We start from the raw sequence: 12,621 nt of genomic DNA on the forward strand, positions 1-12,621 counted from the left end.
CTTGAGCATGCACATCCTCGTGGTGCACAACCACTACTCCTCGGCACAGCCGAGCGGGGAGAACAGGGTCGTCGACCTGGAAGTGGAGCTGTTGCGCGCGGCGGGCCATCGGGTCGAGGTGTTCGAGCGGCGCAGCGACGACATCGCCGGGCGCTCCCTCCTCGGCAAGGCCGCGGTGCCGCTCCTCGTTCCGTGGAACCCGGCGGTCCGCAAAGAGCTCGCCGCCCGACTGCGCACCTCACGCCCTGACGTGGTGCACATCCACAACGTTTTCCCGCTCCTGTCCCCCGCGGTCCTCGCCGCCTGCGCCGACGCCGGCGTGCCCGCCGTCGCCACGCTGCACAACTACACCCAGGTCTGCCCACCCGGCACACTGCAACGGGACGGCCGACCGTGCACCGAGTGCGTCGGGGCGACGCCCCTGCCCGCCGTCCGGCACGGCTGCTACCGGAACTCCCGCCTTGCGACGGTGCCGCTCGCGGTCAGCCTGTCGGTCAACCGGCGGCGGTGGTGGTCCGGCGTGGAGCGGTTCTTCTGTCTCTCCGCGACGCAACGCGACGTCCTGGTGCGGGCCGGCATGCCGGCCGAGCGGCTGGCGGTGAAGCACAACTTCGTGCAGGAGCCGGGCGCCTGCCGAGCGGGCGACGGCGAGCATCTGCTCTATCTCGGCCGACTCGCGGAGGCCAAGGGCGTACGGCTGCTCATGGCCGCGTGGGACGAGATCGCAGCGAGCGGCGGTGTGGGCGTACCGCTCGTGATCGCCGGCGCGGGACCACTGGAGCAAGAGGTGACCGCCTGGGCGGCGGGCCGGGACGACGTGCGCTACGTCGGCCTGTATGACGCGGCGGAGAGCCGGAAGGCCGTCGCGCGGTCGGTCGCCGTGGTGGCTCCCTCGACGTGGCTGGAGGCGTTCGGCCTGGTGGTCGTGGAGGCGATGGCGGCGGGGGTCCCGGTCGTCGCCGCCGGTCACGGCGCCTTCGTCGAACTCGTCGAGGACGGGGTGACCGGGCTGCTGCACCGCCCGGGCGAGCCCGCCTCGCTCGCGTCCTGCATACGCCGGATCGCGGGCGAGTCGGACCGTAACCGGGAGATGGGCCAGGCGGCCCGGCGCAGTTACGAGAAGGGCTTCAGCCCGGCCGTCGGCCTTGAGCGCCTGGTGGAGGGGTACCGCACCGCGATCGCGGGTCGGTCCGGCGGCGGGGACAGCCCACCGCCCGTAGGGAGGGAATCAATGGGGGGCAGTAGATGACACGATGCCGACTCTGCGGCTCGGCGACGCTGGCGAGCGTCGTCGACCTGGGGGCGACCCCGCCGTGCGAGAGCTTTCTCGCCGCGGACCAACTGGATCTGCCGGAGCCGGCGTACCCGCTGCACCTGCGGGTCTGCACCGACTGCTGGCTGGCGCAGATCCCGCCGCTGATCACGCCGGAGGAGACGTTCAAGGAGTACGCGTACTTCTCCTCGTACTCGACGTCCTGGGTGGAGCATGCGCGCACGTACGTCGAAGACGCCGTACAGCGGCTTGCCCTCGGCACCGAAGGCTCCGACGCCTTCGTGGTCGAGGTGGCGAGCAACGACGGCTACCTGCTGAAGCATGTGGTGGACCGGGGGATCCGCTGCCTCGGCATCGAGCCGTCGGTGAACGTCGGCGCCGCGGCACGGGACGCGGGCGTGCCGACGCTCACGGAGTTCCTGAGCCCGGACACCGGCTCGGCCGTCCGCGCCGAACACGGCCCGGCCAACCTGGTCGTGGCCAACAACGTGTACGCGCACATCCCCGACGTGGTCGGCTTCACCCAGGGGCTGCGCGCGCTGGTCGCCGACGACGGCTGGGTCTCCATCGAGGTACAGCACCTGCTGAGCCTGATCGAGGACAACCAGTACGACACGATCTACCACGAGCACTTCCAGTACTACACGGTCGCGTCCGCGACCAGGGCACTGGCAAGCGGCGGACTCGCGCTCGTGGACGTCGAGTTGCTGCCCACGCACGGCGGCTCCATCCGGCTGTGGGCCCGGCCGGCCGAGGCGGCGGGAGAACCGAGTCAGCGGGTGGCCGACGTGCTGGCCCGGGAGAAGGCCGCCGGGCTGCAGGAGTTGTCGGGGTACACCGAGTTCTCCGCCCGGGTGGCCAAGGTGCGCCGGGACCTGCTGCGGTTCCTCATCGAGGCGGCCGAGCGCGGCGAGACGGTCGTCGGCTACGGCGCTCCCGGCAAGGGCAACACCCTGCTCAACCACTGCGGCATCCGCCCCGACCTGCTGCCGTACACGGTCGACCGCAACCCCTACAAGCACGGCAGGTTCACCCCGGGCACCCGCATCCCGATCCTGCCGCCCGAACAGATCGCCGCCGACAAACCGGACTACGTCCTCGTCCTCCCGTGGAACCTGCGGGCCGAGCTGGTCGAGCAGCTGTCCTTCGTGCACGACTGGGGCGGCCGGCTTGTCTTTCCCATACCGGAACTGAGCGTTGTCGAGGTCGCGTCTCGAAAGGGCACAGCATGAAGGTCGTTCTGTTCTGCGGCGGTTACGGGATGCGGATGCGCAGCGGTGCCGCGGACGACGTGCCCAAGCCGATGGCGATGGTCGGCCCGCGACCGCTGATCTGGCATGTCATGCGCTACTACGCGCACTTCGGGCATACGGAGTTCATCCTGTGTCTCGGCTACGGGGCGCACCACATCAAGGACTTCTTCCTCAACTACGAGGAGACGGTGTCCAACGACTTCGTGCTGCGGGGCGGGCGGACCGAGCTGCTGTCCACGGACATCGCGGACTGGACGATCACGTTCGCGCAGACCGGCATCGAGTCACCGATCGGGGAGCGGCTGCGCCGGGTGCGGCACCACCTGGACGGCGACGAGATGTTCCTCGCCAACTACGCCGACGTACTGACCGACGCCCCGCTGCCCGAGATGATCGACCGGTTCGCTCAGCGCGACGCCGGTGCGTCGATGATGGTGGTGCCGCCGCAGTCTTCGTTCCACTGCGTGGAGTTGGGCGAGGACGGCCTGGTGGGCGGCATCACCGCGGTGAGCGATCTGCCGCTGTGGGAGAACGGCGGCTACTTCGTACTCCGCCAGGAGATCTTCGACCACATCCCGGAGAACGGGGACCTGGTCGCCGACGGTTGCGCCCAACTCGCCAAGCAGGGGCGGCTGGTGGCCCACCAGCACCGCGGCTTCTGGAAGCCGACCGACACCGTGAAGGAGCGGGCCGCGCTCGACGCCGCCTACGCCCGGGGCGACCGCCCGTGGGCCGTGTGGGAACGGGACGGCGCGGGCGCGACGGGCAGCAGAGACGGCGCCGGGGTGAGCGCGTGATCCGGCTCGGGGCCGGGCGCCTGGACGGGATCGTCGCGGTGGGCGCGCACTGCGACGACATCGCCATCGGCGCGGGCGGCACGCTGCTGACGCTGTGCCATGCGCGGCCGGGTCTGCGTGTCGACGCACTGGTGCTCTCCGGCGGCGGCAGCGAGCGCGAGCAGGAGGAGCGGGCCGCGCTCGCCGCCTTCTGCCCGGGCGCCGACCTGCGGCTGACCGTACTCAAGCTGCCGGACGGCCGGATGCCCGTGCACTGGGACGAGGCCAAGGCCGCGGTCGAGGAGCTGCGCGCCCAGACCGACCCGGAGCTGATCCTGGCCCCCCGCACCGACGACGCGCACCAGGACCACCGCGGACTGGCGCAGCTGATACCCACCGCCTTCCGCGACCACCTCGTACTCGGCTACGAGATCGTCAAGTGGGACGGCGATCTCGGCCGTCCGGCGGCGTACCAGCCGCTGTCCCCGGAGATCGCCGAACAGAAGGTGCAACTGCTGCAGGAGCACTACCCGTCGCAGCGGCACCGGCCCTGGTACGACCGGGAAGCCTTCCTCGGCCTCGCCCGGATCCGCGGTATCGAATGCCACGCGCGCTACGCCGAGGCGTTCGCCGTCACCAAACTCACGCTCAACCTGGGGGGTTGAACCTTGCGCGTACTACTGACCGGACACCAGGGCTATCTGGGCACCGTGATGGCCCCGGTGCTCAAGGCCGCCGGACACGAAGTCGTCGGCCTCGACGCCGGCCTGTTCGCCGACTGCGTCCTCGGCCCGACGCCCGCGGACCCGCCGGGTCAGCGAGTGGACCTGCGTGACGTCACGGCCGACCACGTGGCAGGCGTGAACGCCGTGATCCACCTGGCCGCGCTGTCCAACGACCCGCTGGGATCACTGGCGCCGGACCTCACCTACGACATCAACCACCACGCGTCCGTACGCCTCGCCCGGCTGGCCCGCGACGCAGGAGTGCAGCGTTTCCTGTACGCGTCGACCTGCTCGGTATACGGCGCCGCAGGCGGAGACGACCTGGTCAGCGAGGACGCCCCGCTGCGCCCGGTGACCCCGTACGCGGAGTCCAAGGTGCGGGTGGAGGACGACCTGCACGCGCTGGCCGACGGCGACTTCACCCCCGTGTTCATGCGCAACGCCACCGCCTTCGGCTACTCACCCCGGCTGCGCGCCGACATCGTGCTGAACAACCTCGTGGGCCACGCGCTCCTGTCCGGCGAGGTGCGGGTGCTCTCCGACGGCACCCCCTGGCGCCCGCTGGCGCACGCCGCCGACATCGCACGGGCCTTCGCGGCCGCGCTGACCGCACCTCGGGAAGCGGTGCACGACCGGGCGTTCAACATCGGCAGCGAGATCAACAACGTCACGGTCGCCGAGATCGCCGAGCAGGTCGCCGAGGCGGTAGACGGCTCCAAGGTAGTGATCACCGGGGAGACCGGTGCCGATCCGCGGTCGTACCGGGTGGACTTCTCCCGGTTCCGCGCCGCGATCCCCGGCTTCGACTGCGAGTGGACGGTGAAGCGGGGCGCGCTCGAACTCGCCGACGCCTACCGGAAGTTCGGGCTGACCCGGGAGGACTTCGAGCGACGCTTCACTCGCCTCGCCGTGCTGCGCGCGGCGTCCGAGGCCGGTGCCGTGGACGACACCCTGCGGTGGCGCCCGTGACCGAGACCGGCTTCGGCGAGCAGATGTACGACCTGGTGGAGCGGACGTACCCGCTGTGCCGGAGCATCACCGGCGACGGCGTACGCGCCACCCTGGACATCGTCGGGGAGTACATCCCGCTCCAGAGGCACGAGGTGCCGACCGGGACGCAGGTGCTCGACTGGACGGTGCCGCAGGAGTGGAACATCCGCGACGCGTACATCGCCGACTCCACCGGCCACCGGGAAGTCGACTTCGCCGCGTCCAGCCTGCACGTGCTCGGCTACAGCGTGCCGGTGTCGACGACCATGCCCCTGTCCGAGCTGCGCGCACACCTGCACACCCTGCCGGACCACCCCAACTGGGTGCCGTACCGCACCAGTTACTACAAGCCGGACTGGGGTTTCTGCCTGTCCCAGAACACCCTGGACGCGATGCCGGACGGCGAGTACGAGGTACGCATCGACTCCACCCTCGCCGACGGCCACCTCACCTACGCCGAGCACGTGGTCCCCGGGCAGGTCCCCGACGAGGTGATCGTCTCCTGCCATGTCTGCCACCCGTCGCTGGCCAACGACAACCTGGCCGGCATCGCGGTGGCGACGTTCCTGGCCCGGGCGCTGGCCCAGCAAACCCCGTACTACACCTACCGGTTCGTCTTCGCGCCCGGCACCATCGGCGCGATCACCTGGCTGGCCCGCAACAAGGAGCGGGTGGAACGGGTCAAGCACGGCCTGGTGCTGGCCTGCGCCGGCGACCCGGGCCAACTGACGTACAAGCAGAGCAGACGCGGCGACGCGGAGATCGACCGGGTGATGCGGCACGTGCTGGCCACCTCCGAACGCCCGCACCGCGTCACCGAGTTCACTCCGTACGGCTACGACGAGCGGCAGTACTGCTCTCCCGGATTCAACCTCGGCGTCGGCTCGCTCACCCGCACCCCGTACGCCGGCTACCCCGAGTACCACACCTCGGCGGACAACCTGGACTTCGTCTCCCCCGAGGCGATGGCGGACACCCTCGCCGTCTGCCGCGAGGCGTTCGCCGTGCTGGACCGCAACCGGCGGTACCTGAACCTCAGCCCTTACGGCGAACCGCAGTTGGGCCGACGCGGGCTGTACGACGCGCTCGGCGGCCGCAGCGACACCAAGCAGGCCCAGATGGCCATGCTCTGGGTGCTCAACCTCTCCGACGGCGAGCACAGTCTCCTGGACGTCGCCGAGCGGTCCGGGCTGCCGTTCGACACCGTCGCCGCCGCGGCCGACGCCCTGCACGGCGCCGGGCTGATCAAGGCATGACGCCGATGACCACCGAGGGGGACAGGACGAGACCGAAGGCGGCGAACGCCAAGCGGGCCCTCGCCGGCCGGCTGTCCTGGGGACTGGCCGACCAGGCCGCCTCCAGCATGTCCAACTTCGCGGTGGGCATCTACGTGGCCCGCTCGCTGGGGGTGACCGCGTTCGGCGTGTTCAGCCTCGCCTGGGTGACCTACGGCGTGGTGCTCAACGTCTCCCGCGGCCTGGCCACCGACCCGCTCGTGGTGCGCTTCAGCGGCGTGCCGACCGCGTCCTGGCGCGGGGCGGTGGCCCGGTCGTCGGGTACCGCGCTCTGCGTCGCTGCCGCCCTCGGGACGGTAAGTCTGGTGGTCGGGCTGGGTGTCGGCGGCCGTATAGGCACCGCGTTCGCCTGCCTCGGCGTCGTACTGCCGGGACTGCTGCTGCAGGACGCATGGCGGTTCGCGTTCTTCGCCGCCGGCACCGGGCAGAAGGCGTTCGTCAACGACCTCGTGTGGGGCATCGCGCTCATCCCGGCCATGGTGGTGGCGGCCCGCGTGGGCAGCGTGTCCGCTTTCGTGCTCGCCTGGGGCGGGTCCGCCGCGGTGGCCGCGGCGTACGGCTGCTTCCAGTCCGGCATCCGGCCCCACCTGACCGGTGCGCGCGACTGGCTTCGCGCACACCGCGACCTCGGCTACCGGTACCTGGTCGAGAACGTCAGCAGCAGCGGCGCGGGCCAACTGCGGGTGTACGGACTCGGCGCGATCGTCGGAGTCGGCGCGGTGGGCGTGATCCGGGGCGCCGAACTGCTGCTCGGCCCGTTCATGGCTGTGCTGATGGGCCTTTCGCTGGTCACCGTCGCCGAGGCGGCCCGGGTGCTGCGGCGGGCCCCCCACCGCCTCGGCGCGTTCTGCCTCCTGCTCGGCGGCGGGCAGGCCGCCGCCGCGCTGCTCTGGGGCGGTGCGCTGCTGCTGGTCCCCGACCGGCTCGGCGAGTTCGTGCTCGGCGGCGTCTGGAGCGCTGCCTCGGAGCTCATCGTGCCGGTCACACTCGGCGTCGTGGGCGCGGGACTCGGCACCGGCGCGGCAGCCGGACTGCGCGCACTCGGCGCGGCCCGCCGCAGCCTGCGCGCCCAACTGTTCGCCTTCGCCTGCTACGTCGGCGGCGGTCTCGGCGGGGCGGCCGTGGCCGGAACGGTCGGCTCGGCCTGGGGCGTCGCCGCCGCGACCGTCACCGGCTCCGCCGTGTGGTGGTTGCACCTGCGGTCCGCCCTGCGCGAGCGCCACCAAGATTCCATCCGTGAAGTGAGGACGCCATGACCGCCCATCCCCGGCTGAGCATCGGCCTGCCCGTGTACAACGGCGAGGAGTACCTCGTCGAGTCGCTCGACGCCCTGCTCGGCCAGACCTACGAGGACTTCGAGCTGGTCATCTCCGACAACGCCTCGACCGACGGCACCGAGGACATCTGCCGCAAGTACGCCGCGCAGGACTCGCGCATCCGCTACATCCGGCTGCTCCGCAACATCGGCGCCGCGCCGAACCACAACTACGTGTTCACCGAGTGCCGCGGCGAGCTGTTCAAGTGGGCGTCACACGACGACCTCTACGCCCGGGACCTGTTGCGGCGCTGTGTGGAGGCGCTGGACGCGCGGCCCGACGTGATCCTCGCCCACGCCGACCAGGCGGTCATCGACGAAGACGGCAAGGTGAAGGTCCCGTACGAGTACACGCTCGCCACCGCCTCTCCGAGCGCGCCCGAGCGATTCCGCAGCATGCTGTTCGAGCCCGGCGGCGACGACTTCTACGGGGTGATGCGGGCCGACGTGCTGCGCCGGGTGAAGCCGCACGACAGCTACCACCACGCGGACCGCACATTCGTCGCCGAGATCGGCCTGCACGGCCCCTTCCACCAAGTGCCGGAGCTGCTGTACTTCCGCCGCGACCACCCCACCCGCGCCGAGCGGGCGAACCCCAGCAAGCGCTCCCGGTGCGTCAACCTCGACCCGCGCCGAGCCGGCCCGCTGCACCCGACGCCCCGTCTGCTCGCCGAGTACGTCCTCGGCTTCGTCTCGGCGATCCGGCGGGCGCCGCTGTCCTCGGCCGACCGGCGCGCGTGCTACCGCCACCTGGCGGCATGGATGACCAGCCGGGCCCGGCCGGGGGCCGGCGAGCGGGTCGAGGACCGCGCCCCGGTCGACCCGGCCAAGCTCACCGTCTCCGTCGACGCCCTCGTCGCGGGCCGTGAGGGTCGTACAGGTCGTGAGGGGAGTCAGGCATGACGTCCGCGGGTGAAACCCCGGTACGCGTCGGGGTGTTCGGCCTGCTCGGCTCCGGCAACCTCGGCAACGACGGGTCCCTGGAGGCCGTGCTCGGGTATCTCCGCGCCGAGCATCCGGAGGCGGTCGTGGACGCGCTGTGCGGCGGGCCCGAGGTCGTCGCGGCCCGGTACGGGATCCCCGCGACGCGGCTGCACTGGTACCGCGGGGAGTACCGGACCGCGTCACGTGCGGGCGCGATCGCGGCCAAGGGTCTGGGCAAACTCGTCGACGCCGTCCGCACCGCTGCCTGGGTGCGCCGGCACGACGTGGTGATCGTGCCGGGCATGGGTGTCCTGGAGGCCACGCTGCCACTGCGGCCGTGGGGCTTCCCGTACTCGCTGTTCCTGCTCTGCGCGAGTGGCCGACTGCTGCGCACCCGGGTCGCGCTGGTCGGAGTCGGCGCCGCACCGATCGGCAACCGGCCGACCCGGGCCCTGGTGCGCTGGTCGGCGCGACTGGCCGCGTACCGCTCGTACCGCGACGCCCAATCCCGGGACGCCATGCGGGAGATGGGCGTAGACACCACACGCGACAGGGTCTACCCGGACCTGGCCTTCGCCCTTCCGACGCCGGAGGCGAGCGCGCCCCCGGACGACCCGCCGGGCCAAGTCTGCGTCGGCGTCATGGACTTCCACGGCGGCAACGACGACCGCGCCCGGGCCGAGGAGATCCACCGGCGCTACCTCGAGGGGACGACCCGCTTCGTCCGCGCACTGGTCGAGGACGGCAGGCCGGTCCGGCTGCTCACCGGCGACGCGTGCGATGCGCCGGTGGTCGCCGCGATCCTGGACGCGGTGGACTCGCCGCTGGTCACCGCCGCCGAGGCGGCCTCGCTGGCCGACCTGATGAAGGAGACGGCGGCTGCCGACACGGTGGTGGCGACCCGCTACCACAACCTGGTCTGCGCCCTGAAGGCCGGCACACCGACCCTCGCTCTCAGCTACGCGGCGAAGAGCGACGCGCTCATGGACCGGATGGGGCTGGAGGCGTACTGCCACCCGGCTCGCGAGGTCGACCCCGACCGGCTGCTCGAGCAGTTCCGGGCGCTGGAGGGGCGGTCGGCGGAGCTGCGGCGGACCCTCGCCGAGCGGAACCAGGCCGCCGCCCGGCAACTCCAGGAGCAATTCGCCGAGTTGACCGCGGCCTTGTTCCCGGCGACCGACCACGCCAGAGCCCGCACCCGCACCCGCACCCGCACCCGCACCCGCACCCGCACCCGCCAGGAGACTCCATGAAAGCGACCGAAGTCCCGGAGATCGCCGGGGCGTACCTGTTCGAGCCGACGCCGTACAGCGACGAGCGCGGCTTCTTCTGCCGCACCTTCGACGCCGACGTGGTCCGCTCGGTGGGCCTCGATCCGGATGCCTTCGTCCAGGACAGCCTGTCCCGGTCGGTCCGGGGCGTGCTGCGCGGCCTGCACCTGCGCTCCGGCGCCGGCGAGGCCAAGCTGGTGCGGTGCTCGTACGGGAGGATCTTCGACGTCGTCGTGGACCTGCGGCCGGACTCGCCGACCTACCTGGGCCGGGCCTTCTTCGAGCTGTCCGGCGAGACGCAGGTGACCCTGTACATCCCGGCGGGCTGCGCGCACGGCTTCCAGGCGCTGACCGAAACCGCTGACACCTCGTACCGGATCGACCGCCCGCACGATCCGGCCGAGGACGTGACGATCGCCTTCGACGACCCGGAGCTCGCCATCCCCTGGCCGCTGCCGGTCACATCGATGTCCCAGCGGGACCGGGAGGCGCCGAGCCTCGCCGAAGTCCTGAAGCAGAGAGAGAGTTGAGGTCGGCGTGGAGACCGAACACACCGAAGAGACCGAGGAGTTCTCCCTGCCTCGATCACGGATGGCGAACGAGCGGCTGCACGCCATGATCCCCGGGGGCGCGCACACCTACGCCAAAGGCGACGACCAGTACCCCGAGCACCTGGCCCCGGTCATCAGCCACGGCCACGGTGCCCACGTGTGGGACATCGACGGCAACCGCTACATCGAGTACGGGTCAGGGCTGCGGTCGGTCAGCCTCGGCCACGCCCACCCACGCGTGAACGAGGCGGTACGGCGCGAACTCGACCGTGGCAGCAACTTCGTACGGCCGTCCATCGTCGAGGTCGAGGCCGCGGAACGCTTCCTGGCCACCGTGCCGACCGCCGAGATGGTGAAGTTCGCGAAGAACGGCTCCGACGCCACCACCGCCGCGGTACGCCTCGCCCGCGCCGTCACCGGGCGCCCGCGGGTGGCCATCTGCGGCGACCATCCGTTCTTCTCCGTCGACGACTGGTTCATCGGTACGACGCCGATGTCGGCCGGTATTCCGGCGACGACCACCGAGCTCACCGTGGCGTTCCCGTACGGGAACTTGGCCGCCACGGAGGAGCTGCTCAACCGGTACGTCGGCGAGATCGCCTGCCTGATCCTCGAACCCGCCGGCCACACCGAGCCGCCGCCCGGATATCTCGCCGGCCTGCGCGAACTGGCCGACCGGCACGGCTGCGTGCTGATCTTCGATGAGATGATCACCGGCTTCCGCTGGTCCGAGGGGGGCGCCCAGGGCCTGTACGGCGTCGTCCCGGACCTCTCCACGTTCGGCAAGGCGCTGGGCAACGGGTTCGCCGTCTCCGCGCTGGCCGGGCGCCGTGAGCTGATGGAGCGGGGCGGGCTGCGTCACTCCGGCGACCGGGTGTTCCTGCTGTCCACCACGCACGGAGCGGAAACGCACTCCCTGGCCGCCGCGATGGCCGTGCAGACCACGTACGTCGAGGAGGGCGTCACCGCCCAACTGCACACCCTCGGCGAGCGGTTGGCCGCCGGTGTTCGCGACGCCGCGGCGAGCATGGGCGTCGGCGACCACGTCGTCGTCCGGGGCCGGGCCAGCAACTTGGTCTTCGCCACCCTCGACGAGAACGGGCAGCCGTCGCAGCAGTACCGCACTCTGTTCCTGCGCCGACTGCTCGCGGGCGGGGTGCTGGCCCCGTCGTTCGTGGTGAGCAGCGCGCTCAGCGACGCCGACATCGACCACACCGTGGACGTGGTGGCCCAGGCCTGCGCGGTGTACCGGAAGGCGCTGGACGCCGCCGACCCCACCCCCTGGCTGGGCGGGCGACCGGTGAAGCCCGTATTCCGTCGCTTGGCCTGACGTGACGTCAGCGATGCTCCAGCGGACCGGCGTTGGCGGTCCGATCAACGAGCCGGTCGGCCATCCGGTCGACCAGCCACGCCGTCGCCGGTACCACCGCCAGCGCGGTGCACCAGCCGCCGAGGACATCGGTCGGGTAGTGCGCGCTCAGAGCGACCTGCGCCCACCCCATGGCGGCGCCGGCAACCAGCGCCGCGGCGAGTACGAGTGACATGGCGGCCGTCCTGCCGAGACCGAGCCGCCCGGTCGCGATCAGGGCCACCACGAGGGCGAACGCGGTGAGGAAGGCGGTGTGCCCGCTCGGGTAGGACAGATTGCCGTCGCCGTGGATGGTGCGTCCCACCAGGGGCTTGAGCAGCTTCACCGTCCCCACGGTCAGGGCGGCTCCCGCACCGACGAGCACCGCTGCGCGAGGCCACCGAAGCAACAGGCAGCCTGCCACGGCGGCCACGACCAGCATCGCGGCCCCGGCGGGCTCTCCCAGGAAGTCCGTGGCCAGTGCGACCCGCCGCCACGGCGGCCGCACGCTATCCGCCGTCGGCTCGACGATCCACCTGTCCACCCTGCCGGGCTCGCTGTGACCGGCGTACAGAACCCCGAGTACGACGACCACCAGCGCGGCGAGCGCCGCGATCAGCCCGAGCCCCGCGCGCAGCGACGGGGGCAGCAGCGCGGGCGCCGAACGTCGGGCCACCCCTTCATCCGACCGGTGCCTACTGCCCCAATCCCCCACCAATGAGCCCCCGTTGTGTCTGATTTTGTCACCCTAACCAACAATGCGTCCGCGGCGATGCGGTCGCGGAAAACCGCCATCGGAAAGTCCGAATGCACGGTGGCCCTCGGTGCCGTGGATCAGCCTTCGACTGCCGTGTAGCGAAGTTCGCCGTCCCACTGCGCGTCTGCGGCCGCGATCTTATG

Annotated in this window: 12 protein-coding genes; 11 read left to right on the forward strand and 1 reads right to left on the reverse strand. The window is 71.5% G+C overall.

Going from position 1 to position 12,621, the window contains the following annotated elements:
* Positions 1–7: 7 nt before the first annotated feature.
* Genes OHT21_RS05500 through OHT21_RS05550 form a run of 11 tightly spaced genes read left to right on the forward strand, consistent with a single transcriptional unit; the run spans position 8 to position 11,703 of the window.
* Positions 8–1,249, forward strand: coding sequence for a glycosyltransferase (locus tag OHT21_RS05500; protein WP_328767095.1), 1,242 nt, complete (start codon positions 8–10; stop codon positions 1,247–1,249).
* Positions 1,246–2,505: a class I SAM-dependent methyltransferase gene (locus OHT21_RS05505; protein ID WP_328767096.1), complete on the forward strand. Its 1,260-nt coding sequence runs from the start codon at positions 1,246–1,248 to the stop codon at positions 2,503–2,505. Before OHT21_RS05500 ends, OHT21_RS05505 begins: the two co-directional genes overlap by 4 nt.
* A complete protein-coding gene (locus OHT21_RS05510) occupies positions 2,502–3,323 on the forward strand; it encodes a glucose-1-phosphate cytidylyltransferase (protein WP_328767097.1) in 822 nt (273 codons plus the stop codon). Before OHT21_RS05505 ends, OHT21_RS05510 begins: the two co-directional genes overlap by 4 nt.
* A complete protein-coding gene (locus OHT21_RS05515) occupies positions 3,320–3,967 on the forward strand; it encodes a PIG-L deacetylase family protein (protein WP_328767099.1) in 648 nt (215 codons plus the stop codon). Before OHT21_RS05510 ends, OHT21_RS05515 begins: the two co-directional genes overlap by 4 nt.
* A 3-nt stretch (positions 3,968–3,970) precedes the next feature.
* The gene (locus OHT21_RS05520; RefSeq protein WP_328767100.1) at positions 3,971–4,996 is read left to right on the forward strand and encodes an NAD-dependent epimerase/dehydratase family protein; all 1,026 of its coding nucleotides are present in this window, start codon (positions 3,971–3,973) and stop codon (positions 4,994–4,996) included.
* Positions 4,984–6,273, forward strand: a complete 1,290-nt coding sequence (locus OHT21_RS05525; RefSeq protein ID WP_328767102.1) for a DUF4910 domain-containing protein — start codon at positions 4,984–4,986, stop codon at positions 6,271–6,273. Before OHT21_RS05520 ends, OHT21_RS05525 begins: the two co-directional genes overlap by 13 nt.
* Positions 6,270–7,568, forward strand: a complete 1,299-nt coding sequence (locus tag OHT21_RS05530) for a hypothetical protein (RefSeq protein ID WP_328767103.1) — start codon at positions 6,270–6,272, stop codon at positions 7,566–7,568. Before OHT21_RS05525 ends, OHT21_RS05530 begins: the two co-directional genes overlap by 4 nt.
* Positions 7,565–8,530, forward strand: coding sequence for a glycosyltransferase family 2 protein (locus OHT21_RS05535; RefSeq protein WP_328767104.1), 966 nt, complete (start codon positions 7,565–7,567; stop codon positions 8,528–8,530). Before OHT21_RS05530 ends, OHT21_RS05535 begins: the two co-directional genes overlap by 4 nt.
* A complete protein-coding gene (locus OHT21_RS05540) occupies positions 8,527–9,804 on the forward strand; it encodes a polysaccharide pyruvyl transferase family protein (RefSeq protein ID WP_328767105.1) in 1,278 nt (425 codons plus the stop codon). The genes OHT21_RS05535 and OHT21_RS05540 overlap by 4 nt, the downstream gene beginning before the upstream one ends.
* Positions 9,801–10,352, forward strand: a complete 552-nt coding sequence (gene rfbC / locus OHT21_RS05545) for a dTDP-4-dehydrorhamnose 3,5-epimerase (RefSeq protein ID WP_328767106.1) — start codon at positions 9,801–9,803, stop codon at positions 10,350–10,352. Before OHT21_RS05540 ends, rfbC begins: the two co-directional genes overlap by 4 nt.
* A 7-nt stretch (positions 10,353–10,359) precedes the next feature.
* Complete coding sequence (locus tag OHT21_RS05550) at positions 10,360–11,703, forward strand: glutamate-1-semialdehyde 2,1-aminomutase (protein WP_328767107.1); 1,344 nt, start codon at positions 10,360–10,362, stop codon at positions 11,701–11,703.
* A 7-nt stretch (positions 11,704–11,710) separates the two neighbouring features.
* Here the strand turns inward: OHT21_RS05550 and OHT21_RS05555 are convergent, their stop codons facing one another.
* The gene (locus tag OHT21_RS05555) at positions 11,711–12,397 is read right to left on the reverse strand and encodes a phosphatase PAP2 family protein (protein ID WP_328767108.1); all 687 of its coding nucleotides are present in this window, start codon (positions 12,395–12,397) and stop codon (positions 11,711–11,713) included.
* Positions 12,398–12,621: the final 224 nt, after the last annotated feature.

Origin of the sequence: Streptomyces sp. NBC_00286 (assembly GCF_036173125.1) — a bacterium.
In the GTDB taxonomy this organism is placed as follows: domain Bacteria; phylum Actinomycetota; class Actinomycetes; order Streptomycetales; family Streptomycetaceae; genus Streptomyces.